Below are 24205 nucleotides of genomic sequence, written 5' to 3'. Positions count from 1 at the left end.
GTCGGCAGTAAATAGAAGCCCCCCTCACGGTTTGGGGAGCCGGCGGGCGCGGAGCGCGTAAGTTCCCCAGCAGGCTCAAGCGGCGGCCGAAGAACAGCGTCGTCGATGACTGGGACGACGGCCACGGCCGGTAATGGCGGTAACCGGCCATGATGCCTGCTCCCTCGGCCGTGTGCCGATGGCCCGCCGCCGGGCGTCGTTGTCTCCAGTAGCGAGCAGGACAGGCCGAAGGGGTAGGTTGAGGTAGACAGCAGTCGGGCCGTCCGGCATCGTGTCGCGGCTGCCGGCGCACGGGAGTTGGCGTCCCGCGACGCCGGATGGCGCAGGGCGCAGCGTCGCCAACGACAACCCGTTGCCCGCTGGGTACAGATCGTCGAACCAGAGGTTGCGGTTTTCGACATGGCGCTGCAATGGCCATGCGCCGCGCCCGCCCGTCGGCGCGTAAGCATTCGCTAAGAGTGAGGATCAGAACCGATCTGAGGCTGAGGGGAATCAACGCCTTCATCGCCTCAGACCGGGGTTTTGATAGGCACTCTAAGTGTCGCGGTCAGGCGTACGCCTCCGGTGAGGGCCGCCTTGGCAAAACATGGTCTGACGTTTGAGTTTTGCGTTGCGCGTCATCGCGCGGACGCAAACGAGTTGTAAACGTCATGGCTTATCAGCGGGTCGAGGTTTTGACGGGCCGGGAACGGCGGCGGAGCTACACGCCGGCGGAGAAGGTGCGGATGGTGAAGGAGGCGTTCCGCCCCGGCGTAGTGGTGATGGAGGCGGCCCGCCGGCCGGGCGTGCACGAGAGCCTTCTGTATCGCTGGCGGGACCTGATGAAGGCCACGGGGGCCGCCGTGGCCGAACCTCCCAGCTTTGTCGCGGTGACCATCACGCTGGAGCCGAGCGTCACGGAACCGCCGGTCGCGGCGTCATCAGGGCCATTGTCACCTCCGTCGGCGCCGGACATGAGTCGTAAGCATCCGCTGAGTGCCGCGGTCAGGCAGCTACCGGATGTGGCTATTTCTGGCCCGCCGAGTCGCCAGCGGAGGGCTTTAGAACGCCAATCGCGCACCGAGCGCTGCCGCTACATCGAAAGGAGCCTCATGCTGCTAGAAAGTCCGCCGTGGCGAACCTCTCCAGCTTCAGCTAACATGGGATCTCTGATGGACGCTACCTTCATTTCAGCGGCAGCAGGAGAACATCGATGGCGGTCAAGTTATCGGTAATAAATTTCAAGGGCGGGGTTGGGAAGACAACGCTCTCCTTTCATTTGGCAGCATACCTTTCGAATTTTGGAAGAACTCTGTTGGTCGACATCGACCATCAGTCTAGCTTATCTATCGTTCTTCTTAGTGCGCCGAAGTGGGAGGCGTTGGTAAAGTCAGGCAATACTATAAATCGTTTGTTTGAATCGTTTTGTAATAGAAAAGTAAGCAATCCTGGTTCTGCTATCGTTGTTGAGAACGCATTTGGTTACGCCACCAATGGAACCAGCACGGCATTTCCCAATTTAGACTTTGTTTGCTCTCAGTTTGAGCTGGATGACACTGAGATCGATCTTGCTTCTACAAATTTCGGGAACATCAATGTTTCTGATTGGGAGAAGAGAACACTTATTTCTTCATGGCTTGATGCTATTGGGGCGGAGGAGAAATACGACTACATTATATTCGATTGCCCGCCTGCAACCAAGATCGTTAGCCAAAACGCACTTGCGGCGAGTGACTTCTTTGTAATTCCGGTTATACCTGATGATATATCAAGTAGAGGCGTTACTCACTTCAGAAATCTTGTCACTAAAAAGATCGATGGTCGGCTTTCATATCTTCGTGAAACGGCACGCATACCTGAAGCCGACATTCCAAAAAACTTTGTAGACGAGACAAAGCTCGCTGCCATAGTGCCATCTCTGGCGAAAATTGCTCATAATTCGTCCTCTGGTCTTATTAATGTTCATACCGAGCAGATAGCTTCATTGAGGCGTAGATGGAAGAAGAATGTAACTGATACTGTTATTAAGAATCTAGCAGGCGTAACCGAGGCAATGAATGCCGGATGGCCGGTTTGGAACTATGATTCCCGCAACATAGGGTCAGAAGTGAGAGACATGATGACCAATGTCTGTCAGGAAATTAAGGATAGGATCGATCCGTGAGCGATGATCATTCGGCAGACAATGCTCGCCTAAGAGTCTTGTCGTATCTTAAAGCAAATTTGAAGGCGTTGGAGGCAGCTCAAATCGATGAGCCTTTTGCTGAGGCTTATCGTGTCTTTCTTAAGAACGCAGAGACCTTCGCGCGGCGAGCTCAAGGCTCAATCGCGACAAAGTCCAGCCAAAAGAAGGAAGGCGCAACTCGTATCAGAAGATCTCATGAGGACATACGCGGGCTCAGCCTCGATAATGTTGAGAAGATAGTGTCTGATCCTAACGCCTCTCGTAAAGAGTTAGAGGACATTGCAAAAGTGTTTTTTGGAGTATCTCCTGGAACTCTCACCTCGCTGCGTGCTAAGAGCCGCCTTACTAAGAAGTTAATGGAACTAATCGCCGGTGATCGATCCCATCAATCAGTTGCTAGGCTCGCCTCTGGGGAGGCAAGCGAAGCTGGCAGTGCAGATGATCCCGGCATAAATGCCGACAATGAATGTGAGACAAGTTCTGACGGGAAGCTTTTATAGATATATTCTGATTACATATATTTGTTACGGTGGGCGGCGGCACGCATTGCCGCCCATGTATACGCGATTTTTACTTCTGTTTACCCAAGAACTCACGCCGCTGTGTCCACGGAATTTACCGTGATGCTCGGAACCGGCGTTGCTTTCCAGCTCCATTCTGTCTTCGATGTCTGTATCCCTTTAATGTAGGGAACGGGCAGGACCGCAAGCCATGGCGCATACAATGCGCCGCTTGTCAGGGGGCTTGTAACCGTCCGACGATGACCGCCTTGCGAGGAGTGGACGAAGCGGGCTGAGTGAGGACGCCGCGGATGGCCGCGGCTTGGTCCTATGTCCAGCCCCATGGCTATGCTTATGACTTACCAGCGCGTCGAGGTGATCACGGGATCGGAGAAGCGCCGCTTCTATAGCGCCGCGGACAAGGCGGGCTTGGTGGCGGAAGCGTTCCGGCCCGGCGTGGTAGCCTCCGAGGTGGCCCGCCGACACGGCCTCAACGTCAGCCTGCTGTACCGCTGGCGCCGGCAGATCGAGGAGGAGCAGGCGAGCCCGTCGCCTGAACCAGCGGTGAACTTCGTGCCCGTGCGGATCGCCGACGCCCCGCCGTCCATCCCGGACGACAGCACTGCGCCCCTGCCGTCCACCGGGACTGGCATCATCGAGATTGTGCTGTCCAGCGGCCATTGCCTGCGCGTCGATCGCCATGTCGATGCCGCCGCCCTGCGCCGGGTGCTCGCCGTTTTGGGGAGCCGATGATCCCGGTCCCCGCCGGCGTGCGGATCTACCTGGCGATGGGCGCCACCGACATGCGCAAGGGCTTCGATGGCCTCGCGCTGCTGGTCCAGGAGGTTCTCAAGAAGGATCCCTACTCCGGCCATCTCTTCCTGTTCCGGGGGCGCCGAGCCGACAAGATCAAGATCCTCTACTACGACACCAACGGCCTGTGCTTGTTCGCCAAGCGCCTTCAGCGCGGCCGGTTCGTCTGGCCGGTGTCGCGCGAGGGCGTGGTGACGCTGACCCCGGCGGAACTGGCGATGCTCGTGGAAGGGCTGGACTGGCGCGCGGCGGAACGGACCTGGAAGCCCGACTTGGCCGGCTGACCCGGAGCGGACCGGGCGCGACACGGTGACTCAGCCGCCCTCGGGCCGGTCGTCTGGATCCCGGTGTCCTGGTAAGATCGCGCCATGGCTCCCGATCCCGCCCAGCTTCTGGCCGACAACGCGGCGCTGCGTCAGCTCGTCGCCGAGCAGGCGGTCCGGCTGCACGCCCAGGAGGCGGCGTTGCGCGCCAAGGATGCGGCGCTCGGCGCGGCGCTGGAGGGCATCAAGAGCAAGGCGCTGGAAATCGAGAAGCTGAAGCTTCAGCTCGCCCGGCTGCGCCGCATGCACTTCGGCCAATCCTCAGAAAAGCTGGGCCGCACCATCGCTCAGCTGGAACTGGCGCTGGAAGACTTGGAAGCCGCCGAAGGCGAACAGGCCGCCATCGTCGCGGAGGCCGACGCGCCGCCGGAAGATGCCGACACCAAGCGCCGGCCCAAGCGCACGCTGCCGCCCGATCATCTGCCGCGCGAGGAGCGGGTTCATGAACCCAACAGCGGCACCTGCACCTGCGCGCAGTGTGGCGGAGCGCTGCGCCGGCTGGGCGAGGACCGCGCCCGGCAGCTGGAGTACGTGCCGGCGCACTTCAAGGTGGTCGAGCACGTCCGCCCGAAGTTCTCGTGCCGGCGCTGCGAAGCGATCACCCAGGCGCCGGCGTCGCTGCCGATCGAGCGGGGCCTGTTCGGCCCGGGGCTGCTGGCCCACCTGCTGGTGAGCAAATTCGACGATCATCTGCCGCTGTACCGTCAGGCGGAGATCTTCGCCCGCCTGGGCGTGGAACTGAGCCGCTCCACCCTGGCCGATCAGGTCGGCCACGCGGTCCGGCTGCTGCGCCCCCTGATCCAGGCGATCGAGACGAGCGTCACCGGCTCCGCCAAGCTGCACGCCGATGACACGCCGGTTCCGGTGCTGAGCCCGGGGGCCGGGCGGACCAAGACCGGCTATCTGTGGGTCTACCTGCGCGATGATCGCCCTTGGAACGGCCCGTCGCCTCCGGCGGCGCTGTACCGCTACAGCCCGGGGCGCAGCGGCGAGCATCCATGCGGGCGCCTGAAAGATTTCCACGGGGCGCTGCAGGCGGACGGCTATGCCGGGTTCAACGGCCTGTACGAACCGGGCCCCGACGGGTGGGCCCGCATCATTGAGGTGGCCTGCATGGCCCATGGCCGTCGCAAGTTCCACGACGTGGCGGTCTCGGCCAAGGGCAAGGCGCCGATCGCGGCCGAGGCGCTGCGGCGGATCGGCGAGCTGTATGCGGTGGAGGCCGGGATCGCCGGCCAGGATGCCGACGAGCGCCGGCGCGTGCGTCAGGCCGAGGCCGCCCCGAAAATGGCCGCGTTGAAGGCGTGGCTGGAGGAGACGCTGGGCCGGCTCGACAGCAAGTCGGACACGGCCAAGGCGGTGCGCTATATGCTCAACCGCTGGACAGCGCTGACGCGTTACCTGGACGATGGCCGCCTGGAGATCGACAACAACGCCGCCGAACGGGCGCTGCGCGCCATCGTGCTGGGGCGGAAGAACCGGCTGTTCGCCGGAGCCGATGTCGGCGGTGAGCGGGCCGCGGCGATGTACACGCTCATCGAGACGGCCAAGCTCAACGGGCTCGATCCCGAGGCGTACCTGCGGGACGTGATCGCCCGGATCGCCGATCACAAGATCAGCCGCATCGACGAATTGCTGCCCTGGAACTGGACCAAGGCCGCCGACGTCACCGAAAACCACGCCGCCGCGTAGCCTGCCGGACGCTTACGGGGGCTTCGCTCCCGTGGACCCCAAAGAAGCACTAAAGTATGCACATATGTTGCGGCGCAATAAGGAAAGCGCCTGCAAAATCAATGACTTGACCAAAATTGACTGCCATAGACAAGTCATTGATATCAAAGGAGTTTCCGAGATCTGTGCATACTTTAGCAAAGAAGCAGGGAGGGAAAAATGGAGTTTGACAAGGAGGCCGCTGGGCGCTGGCTCATCGTCGAGATGGAAAACCACTTCTGTCGGGCCGAGCGTGCCTGCCTGCCCTTTGACGTAGCCGCCATCGCCACGGCGTACATTTGCTTCAGCGCCCAACTCGGCGTGCTCGCTGGCGACGTGCCGGCCGCCAAGATGGCCGACCATCTGCGAGAGGTAGCCGAACTGCTGGAGGGGGATGTGCCTGCCCTCCCTGTTCTCGCTTGGCTGGATAGTAAGCATCGTACCCCTCCGCCGAGGGCCACCTTGTGACCGAGCGGGGAAGCTGAATCATGGGGCCTGTCCCTATGGCTATCCCTATGGCAGTCCCTATAATTATCCAACGCGTCGAGGTGATCACGGGCCTGGGGCGGCGGCGGCAGTTCAGCGACGAGGAGAAGCTGCGGCTGGTCGAAGAGGCGTTCCAGCCGAGCGTCAAGGCGACCGAAGTCGCCCGGCGCCTGGGCGTGGACGTCAGCCTGCTGTACTGCTGGCGCCGCCAGTTCTTCGGTCAGCAGCCCCGGTTGCCCGCCTTCATGCCGGTCACCGTCACGACCGACGCTCCGGCACCGGAGGAGGTGGCGGAGCCGACAGCAGCGCCAGCGACCCCACCAGCCAGGGCTTGACCGCGGCGATCGGGCCGGCGGACAACGCCGCGACGCCGTGGGCCAGCCGCCCCCCGCCGCGGAGCCGGGGGCGTCGTCGGGTTACGGAAACGAGCGCTGTCATACCGGCAAGCCAATGAACTGACTTACCGTATTGCGTTCAAACGCCACGAAGGCTTTTCCGCGCGCTCATAGGGGCGCGCCACCGCAGTCGAGGCGGCCAGCGAGCGTTGAGACAGGTCAGTTCAAACGCTCGCTGGTATCAGGCGTCGTAGGCGTCGACCGCCGACAAGGAAGACGGTCAAAAGGTCGCAGATCGCGCCGAAGTTCTCCTTTGCGGTATGCCTCACCCTGTAGCAGCGGCGCCGCCAGCAGCTGGCCACGTACCCGCCGCTCCCCGTCGTTCAGGGCGTGGGGGCGCCGCCCGATCAGAGTGTGCAGCTCCTTGAGGCGTGGGCTTTGGTCAGCCGGCGCCGCAGGGAGCGATTGCACGTCACCTGGACCGACTCGACGAACAGCGTCCGGAGGTGCCAGCGGTCAGAGATAATCGTCTTGGTAGGCGTCTTGGCTTGTCCAATGCATCCTAGCGCGACGGCAGACCTACGAAACAACCAAAGATACAACCATGTGCCGAGCCATTCTCGCACACGTCCTTCATACGGCACCGATCCGATGTCCCTGCTGTCGGTGTTGGCTTGCCCCCTAGAGTCGTTCTCTGATGACGACGACCTGATAATCATCACCGACCTTCCAAACATCTTCTAAACCCATTACACTTCCATTGCCGGTAAGCAAATGGCGAATTCCGTCTTGAGTTGCCTCGACGACCTGCAATACCCCTCCTATGGTTTTCCGTCCCTCACTCACGATCTTGTCCAATGCATCAAAGCAGGCATCCGATATCAACTTGCGCTCGCGGGTAATATCTAGCTCAAGATCAAACCACTTCTCAACGTTCTTTTCCCGCTTTCGCTTGTTGCTCAGAAGAGTGATTCTCCTGCGCGCTTTCTCCTTGGCTTCAGATACACTGCTATTCACTTGCATTGCCCCATTTTCGCCAAGAACGAAAATTGCTCGATCCATGTCTACTAGTTCGATCGAATCTACTACCCCGATAGATCTTTCCTCGTTTCCTTTGGGTTGAGGTGGTGCGTTATACCGAATCGTGAATGCGAGTGGCTTGTGAGAGTTCATGCAAAAGCCGAAAATTAAGAAGCTGGTTCGGAAATCACCTAACGGATCAAATTGAACTGATATAGCCTTTACCACTGTGTGGATGTGGTTGGCGATATCCTCCAAGCGCGGCGGTGGCGGCACATCTACATGTGAAGCTTGAGCCGCATCCCAAGTTAGATGACTGAGCGTTTTTTGAAGAACCCCCACTACTTCAAACGCAAGCAGGGGGTCACCCTCATAAGCAATTCCAACTTGAGTCCTATGTACTGTGTCCCTATCTGGATCCGCGCCCAGAGTGTAAGCGCTAATATTTCTCACAATAACCGGAATGATGAAGATTTTTGTTGCAGTGTTTGATATTCTTTTGAAACTGTTTGTTTGCGAAATTCTGCTGTCTGCGACGCAGACAATCCGTGGCTCACCTTTAACAGTCCAATCTTGCCAAGCGGCGACAATGGTCATAATACGGTGTCCTTCACATTTCATCTAGGAGCACAAGCTACTTTTACCTCGGTTCGGTGCATCGACCAAAGCAGATGATAGCCGCGGTTGACAATCTGTATGGCTGGCAACGCCCGCCAAATTGCGGCTGCCGATAGAATTAGCGGACCGAGTTGGATGGATGCCGTCGTTTGCGTGTTAGAAAAAGCACGAAATCCGGCGGTCTCTGCCCAGCTACGTACGTAAAGATCCGCTTGGTTCGGCCCACCTGGGGTGGGCCGAACCAAGCGGATGGTCTTGCTTGTAGCTTAGCGAAAGCGCGGCCTACGGCCGTTCTTGAACTGCTACATATCTAGTGATCCGTCTGGCTCAACCACCAGACAGGATCAGGGGCGAACGACCTTCAGGCTCCCAAGCTCCGTGAACAAGAGCATAATGTGAGTGGTAAACTCACTCGCGGTCCACTGGGCAGGCGTACCACTGATGCGCCGCATGAGGTTCGGTTCGTCGGGGTTGTCAACGCTCGTGACATCCGACTCCAATATCACGCCGGTTACCTTCAAATGTCTATCCGTTTCAGGCATGACAAAGTAACGCCACGACTCATTGTAGAGAACATTAGGAGAGAGTGTCTCGTAATTGCCGTTTGCGGCAGAAGCCGGCTCGCCATCCCACTCGATGACCATTGTCGCCCCACGTTTTGCCGCGAGTGCCTTGGCATCCTTTACATTAGAAGCCATATTCATTAAGCAGTCCGCTGACATGCCTTTGATAGGTCTGAAAATCCCAGTCTGCGCAATACGCAACACGATAACAGGATCGGTGTGGTGATAAAGCCTCAAAACAGTACCCTCATAGCAGAGTTAGAGAAGGCCGAACTCTAGTAGAAATTGAGTTCTAAAAGCATTCCATTTTGTCGCACTCGCTGCATAACCGGATCGTGTCCCGAGTCGTGGTGTAGGAACTGGGGTGCTCATCTGCTGTCCAACAGGTGTGGCCGGGGCCATCATGTGGCCGCAGCGGGCAAAGTGAGGGCGAGATCATCGCGCAGCGGAGCAATGGCTTCCGGGGTCATGTAGCGTGCCCGCTGGACGGCCCATTCAACGTTCTGTTCGAGCAGGATGGCACCGACCAGACGGGTGACCGCCGCCTCGTTGGGAAAAGTGCCGACCACCTCGGTGCGGCCTCGACCTTGCTGTTCAGCTGCTCCAGCGGGTTCGCTGGGTGGATCTTGGCGCGATGCTCCTTGGGAAAGGTTATGAACGCAAACACGTTCTCCTCGGCCACTTGGCGCCACTGCGCCCTGGCGGGGTCGGCGTCATCCTGGGCGAACGTGATGGCGATAAAGGCCGACACAACTCGTCGGCCGCTCCGGCCGGAATGCGGATGTTGCGCATCAAGTGCATGATCCGAACGCAATCGACCGAATCCACTTCACGGCCACGCTGGCGTTCGCTTGACCGCACTTGGCCAAACCGCGCCACCGTCACCGGTGACCGCCGTGGCGGTCTGTTGGGCGGACATCTCCACCACCGAGGTGCCCACCCATGCCGAACAATCGACACCCCCCCGACGCCAGCGACCTGGGCCATCCGCTCCGTTTTCGTCCGGACCCGCGACGAGCCGGACTGGCTGGCCGACACCTACCGCCGTCTTCTCGTCCCCATCGCGACATCACGGCCGGCGGCGACCGCCGGCCCGGCCGAGGGAGAAGCATCATGCATGCCGCCGTCTATGCCCGCGTCTCCACCGAACGCCAGGAGCGCCAGCAGACCATCGACAGCCAGCTCGTCGACCTGCGCGCCTGGGCCGAGTCCAACGGCCACAACCTGAACGACAGCCATGTCTTCCGTGATGAAGGCTACAGCGGCGCCCGGCTAGATCGGCCGGGCCTAGATGCCTTGCGTGATGCGGTGCGTGATGGCGAGGTCGACATCGTCGCCGTCCTGGCCCCGGCTTGTCTGGCGCGGCGCTACGCCTATCAGGTTCTGCTCCTCGAGGAATTCCGCCGGGTCGGCTGCGCCGTCGCCTTCCTCAACCGCGCGATCACCGACGATCCCGGCGACCAGCTCCTGCTTCAGATCCAGGGCGCCGTCGCCGAGTACGAACGCGCCCTCCTCGGGGAGCGGTTCCGCCGCGGCAAACTTCAGAAGGCCCGTGCCGGCCAGATTGTCGGCACCCACCCACCTTACGGGTACCGTTACCTGCCGCGTCAGGAGAAGGCGGCCGGCCAGTGGATCATCGGTGACGCCGAGGCCGAAACCGTGCGCCTGCTCTACGCATGGCTGGTGGAGGAGCGCACGACCTTGCGCCAGATTCTCAAGCGCCTGAACTTCGGGCCCTAGTTCCCCCGCTGCGGTCGGCACCCCTGGTCGCCGTCGACGGTCCACCACATCCTGTCCGAGCCCGCCTACACCGGCACCGCCTAAGCCAACCGCTACGAATTCGTCGCGGCGAAAAAGCCGCGCCCCCGCAAACCAACCTACTCCGGCGTCGGGTGCCGCCGGCTGCGGCCGAAGGACCAGTGGATCCCGATCGCGATGCCCGCCCTCATCGATCAGGATACCTGGGACCGCGCCCAGGCCCAACTCACCCGCAACGCCACGTTGTCGTTCCGCAACAACAGCAAGCATAACTACCTTCTGCGGTGTCTGCTGACCTGTAGCGCTTGCGGCTTGTCCATGCACGGCACGACCCGGCTGGCGGGAAAGCGGGCCGAACGCCTCTACTACCGCTGCGCCGGACATCGAGCGGGCCGTGTGGGAGCATGTCCGCGGTCTGCTGGAAGACCCAGAGCGGCTGATGGCCCAGTTCCATCAGTTCGCCGGCGATGCCGAGCATACCGCCGCCCATGAGCAGCGGGCCGAACAGCGGACCATGGCACGCCTTGCCGGGTTGGCGCGCGCCGACCGGCGTTTGCTCGATGCCTACCAGGCCGACGTCATCAGCCTGGACGAACTGACCGAACGGCGCGGACAGATCGTCGCGCAACGAGGTGCGCTCGACCGCCAGTTGGAACAGCAACGCGCCCTACGCGGCCGGCGCGCCAAGGCGCAGGAGGTCGTCACTGACCTGACGACGTTCTTCGGGCGCATTCGGGGCCGGTTGGCGGATGCCTCGTTCGCCGACAAACAGGCGATCTTGCAACTCATCATCGAGCGCATCATCGTTCATGACGACAGCTTGGAGATCCGCCATGTCATCCCGCTGCACGACCCGCCGCCGGGGCGCGAGCCGGTGCCGACGGCGAATGGTGGATTGCGTTCGGATGGTGTGAACCCGACAGCGCTGCCACGTAGCATGGAATACCCGGGTGACGGCGGCCTTGATCACCTCGTGGGCGTCGGAGACCACCAGCTTCACGCCGGCCAGCCCGTGGCGCTTGAGCTTGTGCAGGAACTCGATCGAGAAGACCTCGGCCTCCAAGGCACCGATGTCCATGCCCAGCACCTCGCGACGGCTGTCGGTGTTCACCGCCACGACAGTGGTAATCGCGACCGAAACGATGCGTCGGTTCTTGCGGACCTTCAGGTAGATGGCGTCGTTCCACAGGTACGGCCAGTCGCCTTCGATGGGGCGCTCCAGAAAGGTCTTTACCCGCTCGTTTGTCTCCTCACACAGTCGGCTGACTTGGCTTTTCGAGATGCTGCTCATGCCGAGCGCTTTGACCAAGTCATCCACCGAGCGCACCGAGATCCCATGCACGTAGGCATCCTGGATCACCGCGGTGAGCGCCTTCTCGGCCATGCGGCGCGGCAATGAGCCTTCCGTGGTGCGAACGATTGGACCTCGCCATGAGGGTGGCGCGTTACGGTTCGGCGGGGTATTAGGTATCAGATCGCGCATATATTTACGCACCGCGACGGATACGTAAATAAAAACATCACGGGAGCCTTTTGTATCAAGCACATTTACATACAGACACAAGCCAGTCGGTGTGCATATGGGTTTCTCGGCGCCGGGGTCATCATGCGCGAGGGGCTGTCGATCCGCGGCCTGTCCACCGCTGCATCGATCTGGGCGACCTCGGCCATCGGCATCGTCATCGGGCTCGGCTTCTATGCGGTCGCCATCGCCGCGGCGCTGTTGACCATCCTGGTGATGAGCCTGCTGCGGCCGGTCGAACGGCTGTTGCCCCACCAGTCGGTGGTCCACCTGACGCTGGTCTTCCCGCGCGACAAGGCTCCGCCGCCGGAGGAGTTGCGGGCGCAGGCCAAGAAACATGGGTTCGAAGTGGTCGACTGGGCCTTCCACCTTGCCAACGGCAGCGGCCAGTTCGAATGCCAGCTGGTGCTTCAGGGGAGAGGCGACCCTGATCCGATGGCGCTCGTCAGCGCCCTTGCCTCCACCGACACAGTGGTGGAGTTCAAGCTGTCCCCTTCGCGCATCTGACGACGGCCAAGAACCAGAAGAGTTGGAAGGACGAGATGCATACAAGCTTAATCTTTTCCTAAAACTTTATCTTTATCGATAGCCTGCGATGATGAAGGACGTGAACAACGGCAGGGAATGGCGGAGCTGGAATCGTCGCCCTTCTGCCCGGCAGAACGGCCGTGACGGGCGCAATGCCGGTTCCCCGACCTCATCCGCTTCCTGTCGTCGGATGGCGGGGCCGATCGGCCTGCTGACGGCGCTCCTGCTGTGGTTCGCCGGCACAGCCGCCGCCACGGTCTCCGGCGTGGAGCCGCTTCGGCTCGCGCCAGCCACCGCCAGCGCCACCCTGGCCGGCCATTTCGCCCGGCTGGTCGATCCCGACCGCAAGCTCGACTTCGCCGCCATCCTGAAGGCCGACGCCGATGGGCAGATGGAGCCGCGTGAGGATTTCCGCGGTGTCGGCCAGACCCGCGACATCCATTGGTACCGCTTCGACGTGATGCGCGAACCCGGTGCGCCGGCGGACTGGCTTCTGGAGATGGGCGAAGCCTATATCGACCATCTTGATCTCTTCATTCCGAGGGTAAACGGAGCCGCGGGCCGGCCGCAGGACCCTGCCGCCTACCGGCTGGTCCGGCTGGGAGACTTCGTTCCCTTCAGCCAGCGGCCGATGAAGACCCGGCTGCACAGCCTGCCGCTGACCCTTCCGGAGGGAAAGCCGGTCTCGCTTTACCTGCGCGTCGATTCGGTCAGCGCCATCCGCCTGTCGGCACGGGTATGGTCTCCCGCCGCCTATGTCAGCCACCAGACCAAGGATCTGCTGTTCCAGGGGTTTTTCCTGGGAGTGCTGGGCATTCTGGTCCTGGGCTATGTCGCGCTGGGCCTGCTTCTGCGTGACGGGGCGCTGCTGTCCTACACCGCCTATGTCGCCACGGTCTTCTGCTATTACCTGTTCGCCAACGGCATCGGCGCATCCTTGCTGCCGGATCTGCCGGGCTGGCTCATGAACATGCTGGTGGGCGGCAGCGGGTTCCTCGGCTTTGCCACGGCCCTGATCATGTGGGTCTATATCCTCGATTTGCAGACCCGGGCGCCGAAGCTGGCGCGTTGCTATCAGGGGCTTGCCCTGCTGGTGCTGCTGGCATCGCCGACGACGGTTTCACCGCTCTACGCCCTGACCAACCCGGTGGTGACCTTGTCGGCGCTGGTCGTGGTGGTGATCGCGCTGGTGCTGACCGCACGCATGGCCTGGCTGAACCCGAGCGATCTCAGCCCGCGCTTCTATCTGGCCAGCACCCTGGTGTCGCTGACCGGGCTGATCATGGCCCAACTGATCCTGCGGGGCGCGCTGCCTGCCGATTTCTTCATCGCCGATCCCTATCAGGTCGCCTCGATGGTGGCGGTGCTGGTGCTGGGCACCGGTCTGGCCCTGCGCATCGGCAGGCTTCAGGCGGAGCGGCTGCGTGCCCGGGAGGAATCGGCCTTCGCCACCAAGCGGGCGGAGGAGCAGCGCAGCTTCGTCGCGATGCTGTCGCACGAATTCCGTACCCCGCTGGCCGCCATCGACAGCGCGGCGCAGATGATCGAACTGTCGGGCGCGGTGGAGTCGCCGTCGGCGCTGACCCGCCTGCAACGCATCCGCAGCACCACCCACAAGATGGCGGAGCTGGTGGATCTTTTCCTGTCCTCCGATGCGCTCGACCAGGGGGCGCTGGCGCTGAAGCCGGAACCGGTGGCGCTGGGCCAGTTGATGGACGAGGTGCTGGATGGCCTGACGGGGACAGAAGCAGAGGAGCGGCTGGAGCTGTCGATCGACGCGCCCGACCGCCCGATGCTGGTCGATGCACCCTTCCTGGGGGTGGCCATCGGCAATCTGGTGCAGAACGCGCTGCGCTACTCGCCGGCGGACACGGCCGTCCGGGTGAGCGCCTTCGATGATGGAGGCGGCATCGTTATCCGCGTCGCCGACCGGGGCCTCGGCATGACCCCGGAGGAGATGGAGCGAATCGGCTCGATCTATTTCCGCGCCTCGTCGTCGCGCGGAACCAAGGGGTCGGGGCTGGGGCTCTACATGACGCAGAAGATCGTCGCCGCCCATGGCGGAACCCTGTCGGTGGAGAGCGTGCGCGACCAGGGCTCCGTCTTCACCATTCTGTTGCCTGTGACGGATGGACCGCCGGAAGCCGGCCATCCCCTGCCGCATGATCGTTTCTGATAACTGCTCGCATTGTGTCCACAGCGTCTTTTGTTATCCTATTCCTTCAGGCTTATCACTTTTGTGCGTGGTTTCGAGCCTTTAGACGAGGGAGGGGGACGATTGTCGACCGGACTGCCAAGCAATGGCTCCTGCCTGTGATCTGCCGAACGGATCTGCTGGCTCCGGCTTTCCGGTATATCCGGCTTTTCGGTCTGATCCTGTGGCTTTTTGCGTTCGTTGTGGCATTTGGCCTGCCGATGGCCGGATGGGCGCAGAGTGGGGCGAAGACGGGGACGCAGACGGTGGCTCCAGCCGAAGTGCAGGCGGCGGAACCCCTGCGTTTGACGGTGTCGACGGACCGTGCATCGCTTGCCGGCCATTTTGCCCGGCTGATCGACCGGGATCATGCGCTCGGCTTCGGCGATGTGCTGAGGGCCGATGCGGAGGGGCGGTTCGAGCCGCAGACAGTCTTCCGCGGGGCGGGGCAGACCCCCGACATCCATTGGTACAGGTTCGATCTGCTGCGTGAGGCCGGCGCACCGGCCGATTGGATCATTGAGCTGGGCGAAGCCTATATCGATCACCTCGACCTTTATGTTCTCGATCGGGCCATGGCCGGCGATGGGGCCGGCTACAGCATCATCCGCATGGGCGATTTCGTTCCCTTCAGCCAGAGGCCGATGAAGACCCGGCTGCACACCACGCGGCTGATCCTGCCGGAGGGCAAGCCGGTTTCCCTCTATCTTCGCGTCGAGTCGGTCAGTTCCATCACCATGCGGGCGGCGGTCTACGCCGTGCCGGACTATGCCGGCCTCCAGGTGACGAACCTGCTGTTCCTGGGGGTGTTCTTCGGTGTGCTGGCGATCCTGATCATGGGGTATGTGTCGCTGGGAATGCTTCTGCGCGACGGGGCTTTGCTGTCCTTCACCGGCTATGCGGGAAGCGTCTTCGTCTTCTACCTGTTCTCGGGCGGGATCGCGTCGATCCTGCTGCCCGATATGCCCGGGTGGCTGCAGAATCTGGTGGTCGGCAGCAGCACCTTTCTCGGTGTCGCCGCATCGGCCTCGATGTGGGACCGCATCCTCGACCTGCGGGTCCGTCATCCGCGTCTGCACCGGTTCTATGTCGGCATCCGCTGGATGGCGCTGCTGTCGCTTCCCAGCGCCGTCTCCTGGACCTATTCGATCACCAATCCGGTTGTGCTGCTGTTTGCCACGGTGGGGACATTGGCCGGCGCCGTCCTGTCGATCGTGCAGGCGGTCAGGAATCCCGCCGACGCCAGCGCCCGCTATTACGCTGTCAGCGGGCTGATCGCGATCGCCGGCAACACCATGACCCAGTTCACGGTGCGCGGAACCCTGCCGGTGGATTGGCTGTTCGCCGATCCCTATCAGATCGCCGTGCTGGGGACGATGCTGTGCCTGGGGGCCGGTCTGGCGCTGCGCATCCGCGACCTGCAACGCGAGCGGGTGCGGGCGCAGGAGGAGTCGGCTTTCGCCACCAAGCGGGCGGAGGAACAGCGCACCTTCATCGCCATGCTGTCGCATGAGTTCCGCACCCCGCTGGCCGCCATCCAGGGAGCGGCCCAGATGATCGAGCTGTCGGGCGAGGTGGGGGTTCCGTCGATGCAAACCCGTGTGCGCCGCATCATCGAAACCACGCGGCGCATGTCCGATCTGGTGGAACTGTTCCTGTCGGCGGATGCGCTGGACCAGGGGGCACTGGCGCTAAAGCCGGAGGTGGTGCCGCTCGACCTGCTGATGGACGAGGCGCTGGACGGGCTGGCCGGAACGGAGAGTGAGAGCAGGCTGTCGGTGACGGTCGAGTCGACAGACCGGATGTTGCGGGTCGACCTGCCCTTCCTCGGGGTGGCGGTTGCCAATCTCGTGCGCAATGCGCTGCGCTATTCGCCGCCCCAGACGGCGGTCAGGGTGACGGCGCACCTGGCGGGGCAAGACCTTGTCATCCGCGTCGCCGACCAGGGCCACGGCATGAGCCCGGAGGAGGTTGAGCGGATCGGCTCGATCTATTTCCGTGCCTCGTCCTCGTGCGGAACCAAGGGGTCCGGTCTCGGGCTTTACATGACGCAGCGGATCGCCGCCGCCCATGGCGGTTCGCTGACGGTGGAAAGCACGCTCGGTGTCGGATCGGTCTTCACCATCCGGTTGCCCGCGGTCGGGGAGCCGGAGAGCGACGATGCCGCCGTCCCGTCAGGGGCGGACCCGTTGACGGTTCAATAGAGCGTTTTCGGGATCCGCTCGGCCAGCGACAGGTCATAGGCGTCGCCGCCTTCGCGCCCGGCGCTGGCTTCCGCCAGCAAGGCCCCCGCCGACGGCAGGCTGCTGCGCTCTATCCGCACCGCCGGGTCCCACAGGCGGGACCGCAGCAGGGCGCGGGCGCATTGGAAGAAGACCGCCTCGATGGTGACGACCAGCACCGACTTCGGCGGCTTGCCGTCGACGGCGCAGCTCTCGCACAAGGCAGGGTCGGTGTCGATCACGGCGCGGCCGTTGACCCGCAGAGTCTCGTTCAGTCCCGGCACCAGGAAGAGCAGACCGACCCGCGGATCGGCCAGGATGTTGCGCAGGCTGTCGATGCGGTTGTTGCCGCGGCGGTCGGGGATCAGCAGGGTACGGTCGTCCGCCACCCGGACGAAGCCGGCTTCGTCGCCGCGCGGCGAGGCATCCAGCCCATCCGGCCCGCTGGTGGCGAGAACGAAGAAGGGCGACGCCTCAATCAGCGCGCGGTAGCCGGGGGTCAGCGCCGGCACTTCCTTGGCGATGGAGGGACCGGCCGGCTCGCCATAGAGGGCTTCCAGAGCCGCGAGGTCGGCGATGGGGCGGCTCATTTCGCCTCCAGCAGGAAATAGACGAAGTCGATCGACGGCGCGTCCAGACCGAACTGGCTCAGCAGCGTGTGGGCCTGCCCACGATGGTGGGTCTGGTGGTTGAAGATATGGGTGACGATCTGGACGAAGGGCAGCTCATGCGGCGTGCCGGCCATGCTGCGGTAGGAGAGGACCGAGTCGAACCGCTCCGCCGGGGTGGCTGCCAGGACGCGCAGGAGCCGCTCGTCCTCCGCCTCGCGGGCGGTGCGCAGGCCGGCGAAGTCGTCATGGAGGATTTCATCGAGCGACGACGGTTTCGGCCCCTCTCCCTCGATCCGCTCCAGCCACACCCGGTCGGCGACCAGGATATGGTTCAGCGTGCCACGGACAGAGCCGAAGAAGGCGCCGCGGTCCTCGCGGAACTGAGCGTCGGAAAGCCGGGCCGCAACCTCGTACAGGCGGCGGTTGGCCCAGCGGTTGTAGCGGGCGAGGCTTTCGAAATGGGGCTTCGGGTCCATGGGAACCTCTTGCTTCCTCTTTTCCCGCATCGGGCGCCGGCCTCCTCTCCCCGGAGGGAGAGGAGCTTGCGTGGAGGGTCGATCACACGCCGGCGCGCTTTGCCGACAGGCCGGCGTGGGACAGCAGGACTTCGCGCTTGCCCTGGTGGTTGGCGGGACCAACGACGCGCTCGGTCTCCATCCGCTCCACCAGACGGGCGGCGCGGTTGTAGCCGATCTGGAGCTGGCGCTGGATGAAGCTGACCGACACCTTGCCCTCGCGGACCACGAGGTTGACGGCCTGCATGTAGAGGTCGTCGCCGGTCGCAACCGAACCGCCGTCCTCATCCTCCACCGCGGCGGCTTCCTCCTCTTCCTCGGTGATGGCGGTGACGTAGTTGGGGGCGCCCTGGGCCTTCACATACTGGACGATCTCCTCGACCTCCGAATCGGAGACGAAGGGACCGTGGACGCGGGTGATGCGGCCGCCGCCCTGCATGTACAGCATGTCGCCCTGGCCCAGCAGTTGCTCCGCCCCGGCTTCGCCGAGGATGGTGCGGCTGTCGATCTTGCTGGTGACCTGGAAGCTGATGCGGGTCGGGAAATTGGCCTTGATGGTGCCGGTGATGACGTCGACCGACGGACGTTGCGTCGCCATGATCAGATGGATGCCGGCGGCGCGCGCCATCTGGGCGAGGCGCTGGATCGCCGCCTCGATCTCCTTGCCGGCGACCAGCATCAGGTCCGCCATCTCGTCGACGATCACGACGATGTAGGGAAGCGGCGTCGGCTCCGACGGCGTCAGGTCGAAGACGTTCTCCGGCTCGCCCGGCGCCGGGGCGCGGCGCGGCATCTTCTCGCCATTGGCGATCATCTCCGCCATGCGGGCGTTGTAGCCCTCGATGTTGCGCACGCCGAGCTTGGACATCGCCTCGTAGCGGCTTTCCATCTCGCGCACGGCCCAGCGCAGGGCGACCACCGCCTTCTTGGGATCGGTGACGACCGGGGTCAGCAGGTGCGGGATGCCGTCATAGACCGACAGCTCCAGCATCTTGGGGTCGACCATGATGAAGCGGCAGCGCTCCGGCGGCAGCCGGTAGAGCAACGACAGGATCATGGTGTTGATCGCCACCGACTTGCCCGAGCCGGTGGTGCCGGCGACCAGCAGATGCGGCATGCGAGCGAGGTCGGCCACCACCGGTTCGCCGCTGATGTCCTTCCCGAGCGCGATGGCGAGCTGGGCCGTGGTGTTGCGGAAGGCGTCGTGGTCGAAGCTTTCGCGCAGGTAGACCATCTCGCGCACCGGATTCGGCAGCTCGACGCCGATGACGCTGCGGCCGGGGACGATGGCGATGCGGGCGGTGACCACGCTCATCGAGCGGGCGATGTCGTCGGTCAGGTTGATGACGGTGGCCGACTTGGTACCGGGCGCCGGCTCGAACTCGTAGAGGGTGACGACCGGGCCGGGACGGACATCCATGATCTCGCCGCGGACGCGGAAGTTCTTCAGGACGGTTTCCAGCATCCGCGCGTTGCGGGCCAGCACCGACTCGTCATGCTGCTGCACCGGGCGCGGCGGCGGGGTCTGAAGCAGCGAGACGGTGGGCAGCGAATAGATGGCGGGATAGTCCGTCGGCGCGGCCGGAGCGGCGGGCGCGCAGGGCACCGGCGGGGCTGCGGCGGGGCCGGGGATGGCGGTTGCCGTTTCCGCCGCCGGGGCGGCTTCGCACGGGGCTGCGGGTGCCTCCGCCTCCGCCGGGTCGCGCGCCTCGTAGGCCCATTCGACGCCCGACAGGAAGGCGAAGCCGGCGACCACCGCCAGCGCCTCGTCCGACAGGTTGGTGGAATAGACCGTCCCGGCGCGCGGGGTGCCGGGCAGAACCTCGACATCCCACATCACGCGGCCGTCGGGGCGCGGGTTGGGGACGAGATTGAACGGGCGGCCGTTCAGTGCGCACCACAGATTGAACTCGTCGGCGGTCACCACGCCCGCCTGGGTCGGCGGGGCGGCGAGATGCGGCATACGCGGGCTCATGCCGAGGCTCCGGGCTTCTGAACGGTGAGGGGGACTGGACCGGAGGAGGAGCCGCCCGGCCCCAGGGACTGCAGGGGAGGACGTGCCGCCAGCTCGCGCGGCGTCATCTCGTAGGCGGCGACCAGCAGCTTGTCGATGCTGACCCCATCGCTGGACATCGGCAGCACCAGCCGTTCGAAGCTGCGGGTGCGCCCGCCGAAGACCGCGGTGTGGACACGGGCGACAGGCAGCCTTTCGCGGCGCACCGTCTCGTATTCCGGCTGAAGCAATGCCCGCTGTTCCGGCGGCAGGTCGTCCAGCGTCGCACCCAGGCGCGACTGGCCGAAGGCGGTGGCCAGCGCCTTGCCGTAATAGGAATAGACGAAGGTGCCGGATTCCTCCCCGATCACCTCGAAGACGGCGATGTTGTCCTTCCACGGCCGCAGGTCGGCCGGGGCGATGCTGCTGGGGACCGGCGGCCGGCCGGCGACGGATTTGGTGAGCCAGAATTCGAGCAGGCCGCTGAGATACGGCGTCGCCAGCTCGGTTCTTTCCTTGGTCATGACAATCGCAGCTGGACGGGCGGCGCTCCCTCGGTCTGACACCGCTGGAGCTTTCAAGAGCCGCCCGAACCATACCCGCAAGGGCCGGTGTGGCGCAACCGCAAGGGCTAAGCCCGTCAGGGGCGCCACACCCCGGCTTTTACCCGCGCTTCATCAGGCGGCGCAGGTGACGCCGGTGCCGCCCAGGCCGCAGTAGCCGTTGGGATTCTTGGCGAGATACTGCTGGTGGTAGCCTTCCGCGAAGTAGAAGGGCGGGGCCTCGCGGATCTCTGTGGTGATAGGGCCGTAACCGGCCTGGGCCAGCCGCTCCTGATAGGCTGCCAGCGTCGCTTCCGCCGCCGCCTGCTGGGCAGGGCTGTGGGTGTAGACGGCCGACCGGTACTGGGTGCCGACGTCGTTGCCCTGGCGCATGCCCTGGGTCGGATCGTGCGACTCCCAGAAGACGCGCAGCAGGTCCTCGGCCTTGACCATCGCCGGGTCGTAGACGACGCGCACCGCCTCGGTATGGCCGGTGCGGCCGGAGCAGACCTCTTCATAGGTCGGGTTCGGGGTATGGCCGCCCTGATAGCCGACGGCGGTCACCCAGACGCCGGGAAGCTGCCAGAATTTGCGCTCCGCCCCCCAGAAGCAGCCGAGTCCGAGGTCGATGACCTCCAGCCCCGGCGGATAGGGGCCGGTCAGGCGATGGCCGTTGACATGGTGCTGTTCGGGAACCGGAACGGGTTGGCTGCGGCCGGGCAGCGCCTCCTCCGGCGTCGGTAGCGTCGCCGGCTTGCGCAGAAAATGCCCCAGCATGGTCGGGTCTCCCATCATGACGATCCGTTGGAGGGACCTCTTATGTCGTGTGGCGGCCGGGCCGCGGCAAGTCGGTGAACCTTCGGAGGAGTTCGCGCGTTTGACCCTGTATCGCGCGAGGATCTTTAAGAAGGAGAGCCATCATGGCCAGCACCACCGACGAGCGCCTGATCCAATCCCTGATCGACCATGGCCGCCGCAACGGCAACCGGCTGAGCGCCGAGGCGCTGGGCGGCATCCTGCCCGTCGACACGATGACGCCGGAGGAAACCGCCGCGGTGATCGAGCGGGTCGAGGCGGCCGGGGTCGAGGTCGAGCTGGACGATTCCCGCCTGATGCAGGGTCGGCCCAATCCGGCGCTGGCCCGGCAGACCGGCGACTATCATCGTGGCGACGGCGTCGTCGACATGGCGAACCCGGCCGCCCCGGCGGTGTCGGCCCCCGGCGCGGTGCCCTCGCGCCACGGCTGGGCCGACGACATTGCGAACGGCCATGTGGGCCACCACAATGCCGTCCCCAGTTGGACGCGCAACGGCGTCGAGCTGCTGCCGCTGGCGTCCGTCGCCCTGGTGGCGGTGGTGCTGATCGCGGCGCTCGGTTAACGGCTGCCCTTACCCGGCGGCCAGCGCGTGGATGAGGATGGCGGCGGTGGCGGCAACGTTCAGCGATTGGACGCGGCCGCTGCCGGGAATGGTCAGCACCGCCTCGCAGGCCGCCAGCGTGGCCGGCGGAATGCCGTCCTCCTCGTTGCCCAGCACGACCGCCGGCGGCTTCGCCCCCTGCTTGCCGCGCCATCCCGTCAGCGCGCCGGCATCGACCGTCGGCCGGGTCTGGTCCAGTGCCGTCCCGAACACCCGGTGGCTGGCGCGCAGCCGCTTCAGCACGGCCGGCAGGGCGGGGGCGCGCTCCAGCGCCACCCACTCGAACCCGCCCTCCGCCACGCGATAGGCGGCCTCGGACGGCGATGCCTGGCCGGGATGGTCGGAGATCAGGACGCGGGGCAGGCCGAAGAAGGCGGCGGTGCGCAGGATGGCGCCCAGATTGTGCGGGTTGCCGACGCCGTCCAGGATCAGCAGCGGCTCCGTCGCCCGGCGTGCGGCCTCGGTGTCGAACAGCGGCAGAGTCCGCGGTGCCATCAGCGCCACCACGCCGCCGTGCAGAACCGTGCCGGCGACTTTCGCCAGCTCCTCCGCCTCCACCATGCGGTAGGGCTTGCGGGCGGCCGCCATCGCCTTGCAGAAGGCGCCGACCGCCGGTTTCAGCCGCTCGTCGAAGAACAGGCGCTCCACCCGCTCCGGCTCATGGGTGAACAGGGCGGAGACGGCGGCCAGCCCGGCCACGCGGAACAGCTTGCGCGATTCGGTGGGCTCCAGGGCTGACGGTGCGGACGAGATGGCGGGGGCGGCGGTCCGGGAACGGGCGCGGCTGGGATGGGGCGGGCGCCCGCGCGGAGGCATGGAGGTCCTGTCTGTCTGGAAAGAGGCGGCCTGGAGAGAATTGGCGGCTTACAGCAGCTTCACCACCAGGAAGCCGCCGATCAGCGCCACTGCGAACACGCTGGTGACGAGGGTCAGCCGCTTTTCGATGAAGGCGCGGATCGGCGGGCCGAAGAAATACAGCAGAGCCGCGACCAGATAGAAGCGGATCGACCGCGAGATGATCGAGGCGCCGATGAACACCCACAGCGGCAGATGCGCCACGCCGGCTGTGATGGTCAGCAGCTTGTAGGGGATCGGCGTCATGCCCTTGATGATCAGGATTTCCGCCCCGTACTCGACGAAGGTGTGGCGCAGCTGCTCGAACTTGTCGGTCAGGTGATAGAACTCGATCACCCAGCGGCCGATCGTCTCGTACAGGAAATAGCCGATCATGTAGCCGGCGATGCCGCCGACCACCGAGGCCAGCGTGCAGATCGTCGCCAGCTTCCACGCCGCCTTGCGGTTGGCGATGACCATCGGCACCAGCAGCAGGTCCGGCGGCAGCGGGAAGAAGGAGCTTTCGGCAAAGGACACCCCGGCCAGCCAGGCGGTCGAATCCTTCGACGCGGCCTTGGCCATGGTCCAGTCGTAAAGACGCTTCAGCATGAATTGGGCCGTCCTTCGTCGCTGCCGTTGCGGTGCACGAGGCCTCTTTTAGGCGCGACGGTGCCGGTGCGCCAGTGCCCAATTCGACCGCCTCCGGACAGGGATAACCCGTCCGGAGGCGTTAGCCCATTCCAGTGAAGCCGGTTCAGGCGGCGGCAGCGCCGGAGGGCAGCGCGTTGGCATTTGCGGCGGGCACCGCTGCCGGAGCCTCGTCCTTGCGCAGCGCGCCGCGCAGGCGCAGCAGGTTCGCGGCGGCACAGAAGGCGTCCGACGCCATGGCGAAGGGCGACATCACCAGCGCGTTGTGGCTGACCCAGAAACCGCCGGCCACCAGCAGGAGAATGCGCATGCGCACCGCGTCCGACTGCCAACGGGCCAGCGTGGAGAAGGTGATGCCCAGGCTGGACAGCGCCGAGGGCAGGCCGGACCAGGTGAACAGCGCGATGGCGGCGACGCCCGGCACCGTCGCCGCGAAGATCGCGGTCTGCCAGCGGCTGCGCCCTTCCGGCAGCGCCGCCAGCGCCTGCGCCACGACCAGCAGGCAAAGCGCCGCGGCGGTGTGCGCGCCCAGCAGCACATAGTGGGTGATGAACATCAGGTTGGTGGCGGCCTGCCCGGCCAGCAGGGCACGGCGCTTCTTCATCAGCGGCCACAGGCACGAACCGGCGAAAGCGGCGGCACCGAAGGCGTCGGCGGCCGTGACGGGCAGGGGGAGGGACAGCATGGCGGGGGGATCGGCTCGGGCAAAGGCATGGCGCTGCGGCGCCGCGGCTGCGGCCCGTCCGGATGCCGGGTGAGGTCGGGAAAAACGGGTTGTTGCCGTACGGTCACGCTGGCGCCGAGCTGCAACAGAGCCATATGTACGGTGCCTCGTCCCGCCGCACCATCGGGCTTCCGGTTGCCCAGGGCTGCACTGCGCGCATGGAA

General features: G+C 64.4%; 24 protein-coding genes and 3 pseudogenes. 14 read left to right on the top strand and 13 right to left on the bottom strand.

Features of this window, described 5'->3' with window-relative positions; translation table 11 throughout:
- The first annotated feature begins 650 nt into the window (after nucleotides 1-650).
- The 8 genes from VH569_RS03275 to tnpA (VH569_RS03240) all read left to right on the top strand — a co-directional run bounded on the left by VH569_RS03275 (nucleotide 651) and on the right by tnpA (VH569_RS03240) (nucleotide 6331).
- Nucleotides 651-1214 carry a transposase gene (locus VH569_RS03275; protein WP_423313998.1) on the top strand — a complete coding sequence of 188 codons (564 nt, stop codon included), beginning with the start codon at nucleotides 651-653 and terminating at the stop codon, nucleotides 1212-1214.
- A complete protein-coding gene (locus VH569_RS03270; RefSeq protein ID WP_423313996.1) occupies nucleotides 1193-2143 on the top strand; it encodes a ParA family protein in 951 nt (316 codons plus the stop codon). The genes VH569_RS03275 and VH569_RS03270 overlap by 22 nt, the downstream gene beginning before the upstream one ends.
- Complete coding sequence (locus VH569_RS03265; RefSeq protein WP_423313994.1) at nucleotides 2140-2664, top strand: hypothetical protein; 525 nt, start codon at nucleotides 2140-2142, stop codon at nucleotides 2662-2664. The genes VH569_RS03270 and VH569_RS03265 overlap by 4 nt, the downstream gene beginning before the upstream one ends.
- A 354-nt stretch (nucleotides 2665-3018) precedes the next feature.
- A complete protein-coding gene (tnpA, locus tag VH569_RS03260) occupies nucleotides 3019-3417 on the top strand; it encodes an IS66-like element accessory protein TnpA (protein WP_423313992.1) in 399 nt (132 codons plus the stop codon).
- Nucleotides 3414-3761: an IS66 family insertion sequence element accessory protein TnpB gene (gene tnpB, locus VH569_RS03255; protein WP_012976048.1), complete on the top strand. Its 348-nt coding sequence runs from the start codon at nucleotides 3414-3416 to the stop codon at nucleotides 3759-3761. The genes tnpA (VH569_RS03260) and tnpB overlap by 4 nt, the downstream gene beginning before the upstream one ends.
- Before the next feature lie 84 nt (nucleotides 3762-3845).
- On the top strand, nucleotides 3846-5492 hold the full coding sequence (gene tnpC, locus VH569_RS03250; RefSeq protein WP_423313990.1) for an IS66 family transposase: 1647 nt from the start codon (nucleotides 3846-3848) through the stop codon (nucleotides 5490-5492).
- Nucleotides 5493-5690: 198 nt separating this feature from the next.
- Nucleotides 5691-5978 (top strand): hypothetical protein, encoded by a 288-nt coding sequence (locus VH569_RS03245; protein ID WP_423313988.1) that lies wholly within the window; start codon nucleotides 5691-5693, stop codon nucleotides 5976-5978.
- 80 nt (nucleotides 5979-6058) lie between these two features.
- On the top strand, nucleotides 6059-6331 hold the full coding sequence (gene tnpA / locus VH569_RS03240) for an IS66-like element accessory protein TnpA (RefSeq protein ID WP_423313986.1): 273 nt from the start codon (nucleotides 6059-6061) through the stop codon (nucleotides 6329-6331).
- 681 nt (nucleotides 6332-7012) lie between these two features.
- Here tnpA (VH569_RS03240) and VH569_RS03235 read toward each other — a convergent pair.
- The 3 genes and pseudogenes from VH569_RS03235 to VH569_RS03225 all read right to left on the bottom strand — a co-directional run.
- Entirely contained in the window at nucleotides 7013-7948 is a 936-nt protein-coding gene (locus tag VH569_RS03235) for a hypothetical protein (protein ID WP_423313984.1), read from the bottom strand.
- A gap of 365 nt (nucleotides 7949-8313) precedes the next feature.
- A complete protein-coding gene (locus tag VH569_RS03230) occupies nucleotides 8314-8769 on the bottom strand; it encodes a hypothetical protein (RefSeq protein ID WP_423313982.1) in 456 nt (151 codons plus the stop codon).
- A gap of 164 nt (nucleotides 8770-8933) precedes the next feature.
- Nucleotides 8934-9310: pseudogene (locus VH569_RS03225) on the bottom strand (transposase); the annotation flags it as partial.
- A gap of 335 nt (nucleotides 9311-9645) precedes the next feature.
- On the opposite strand from VH569_RS03225, the gene VH569_RS03220 reads away from it, so the two are divergent.
- Complete coding sequence (locus tag VH569_RS03220; RefSeq protein ID WP_423313980.1) at nucleotides 9646-10272, top strand: recombinase family protein; 627 nt, start codon at nucleotides 9646-9648, stop codon at nucleotides 10270-10272.
- Between the two features lie 15 nt (nucleotides 10273-10287).
- Nucleotides 10288-10356, top strand: a pseudogene (locus VH569_RS03215) (recombinase family protein); the annotation flags it as partial.
- Between the two features lie 160 nt (nucleotides 10357-10516).
- Here the strand turns inward: VH569_RS03215 and VH569_RS03210 are convergent.
- Together VH569_RS03210 and VH569_RS03205 are read right to left on the bottom strand one after the other, a co-directional pair.
- Nucleotides 10517-10951: a hypothetical protein gene (locus VH569_RS03210; RefSeq protein WP_423313978.1), complete on the bottom strand. Its 435-nt coding sequence runs from the start codon at nucleotides 10949-10951 to the stop codon at nucleotides 10517-10519.
- A 6-nt stretch (nucleotides 10952-10957) separates the two neighbouring features.
- A pseudogene (locus VH569_RS03205) lies at nucleotides 10958-11683 on the bottom strand (IS256 family transposase); the annotation flags it as partial.
- Nucleotides 11684-11752: 69 nt separating this feature from the next.
- On the opposite strand from VH569_RS03205, the gene VH569_RS03200 reads away from it, so the two are divergent.
- From VH569_RS03200 to VH569_RS03190, 3 genes are all read left to right on the top strand, one after another.
- A complete protein-coding gene (locus VH569_RS03200; protein WP_423314124.1) occupies nucleotides 11753-12319 on the top strand; it encodes an MgtC/SapB family protein in 567 nt (188 codons plus the stop codon).
- Between the two features lie 211 nt (nucleotides 12320-12530).
- A complete protein-coding gene (locus VH569_RS03195) occupies nucleotides 12531-14516 on the top strand; it encodes a sensor histidine kinase (RefSeq protein WP_423313976.1) in 1986 nt (661 codons plus the stop codon).
- A gap of 284 nt (nucleotides 14517-14800) precedes the next feature.
- Entirely contained in the window at nucleotides 14801-16738 is a 1938-nt protein-coding gene (locus tag VH569_RS03190; RefSeq protein WP_423313974.1) for a sensor histidine kinase, read from the top strand.
- Here VH569_RS03190 and VH569_RS03185 read toward each other — a convergent pair.
- The 5 genes from VH569_RS03185 to msrA form a co-directional block, all read right to left on the bottom strand.
- A complete protein-coding gene (locus VH569_RS03185; RefSeq protein WP_423313972.1) occupies nucleotides 16732-17346 on the bottom strand; it encodes a pyridoxamine 5'-phosphate oxidase family protein in 615 nt (204 codons plus the stop codon). The genes VH569_RS03190 and VH569_RS03185 overlap by 7 nt on opposite strands.
- A complete protein-coding gene (locus VH569_RS03180) occupies nucleotides 17343-17843 on the bottom strand; it encodes a DinB family protein (RefSeq protein WP_423313971.1) in 501 nt (166 codons plus the stop codon). The genes VH569_RS03185 and VH569_RS03180 overlap by 4 nt, the downstream gene beginning before the upstream one ends.
- A gap of 82 nt (nucleotides 17844-17925) precedes the next feature.
- Entirely contained in the window at nucleotides 17926-19857 is a 1932-nt protein-coding gene (locus VH569_RS03175; protein ID WP_423313969.1) for a DNA translocase FtsK, read from the bottom strand.
- Nucleotides 19854-20399 carry a hypothetical protein gene (locus VH569_RS03170; protein ID WP_423313967.1) on the bottom strand — a complete coding sequence of 182 codons (546 nt, stop codon included), beginning with the start codon at nucleotides 20397-20399 and terminating at the stop codon, nucleotides 19854-19856. Before VH569_RS03170 ends, VH569_RS03175 begins: the two co-directional genes overlap by 4 nt.
- 153 nt (nucleotides 20400-20552) lie before the next feature.
- Nucleotides 20553-21194: a peptide-methionine (S)-S-oxide reductase MsrA gene (msrA, locus tag VH569_RS03165; protein ID WP_423313965.1), complete on the bottom strand. Its 642-nt coding sequence runs from the start codon at nucleotides 21192-21194 to the stop codon at nucleotides 20553-20555.
- A 143-nt stretch (nucleotides 21195-21337) separates the two neighbouring features.
- Here msrA and VH569_RS03160 point away from each other — a divergent pair, with 143 nt between their 5' ends.
- A complete protein-coding gene (locus VH569_RS03160; protein WP_109448557.1) occupies nucleotides 21338-21796 on the top strand; it encodes a hypothetical protein in 459 nt (152 codons plus the stop codon).
- A 9-nt stretch (nucleotides 21797-21805) separates the two neighbouring features.
- On the opposite strand, the gene VH569_RS03155 is transcribed toward VH569_RS03160, so the two are convergent.
- The 3 genes from VH569_RS03155 to VH569_RS03145 form a co-directional block, all read right to left on the bottom strand.
- The gene (locus VH569_RS03155) at nucleotides 21806-22651 is read right to left on the bottom strand and encodes a TrmH family RNA methyltransferase (RefSeq protein WP_423313962.1); all 846 of its coding nucleotides are present in this window, start codon (nucleotides 22649-22651) and stop codon (nucleotides 21806-21808) included.
- A 48-nt stretch (nucleotides 22652-22699) separates the two neighbouring features.
- A complete protein-coding gene (locus tag VH569_RS03150; RefSeq protein WP_085090362.1) occupies nucleotides 22700-23278 on the bottom strand; it encodes a YqaA family protein in 579 nt (192 codons plus the stop codon).
- Between the two features lie 145 nt (nucleotides 23279-23423).
- Nucleotides 23424-24002, bottom strand: a complete 579-nt coding sequence (locus VH569_RS03145) for a YgjV family protein (protein WP_423313960.1) — start codon at nucleotides 24000-24002, stop codon at nucleotides 23424-23426.
- Nucleotides 24003-24205: the final 203 nt, after the last annotated feature.

It is taken from the genome of Azospirillum sp. 11R-A, from assembly GCF_049472615.1.
In the GTDB taxonomy this organism is placed as follows: domain Bacteria; phylum Pseudomonadota; class Alphaproteobacteria; order Azospirillales; family Azospirillaceae; genus Azospirillum; species Azospirillum palustre.
This window is presented reverse-complemented; position numbering and strand designations above follow the sequence as displayed.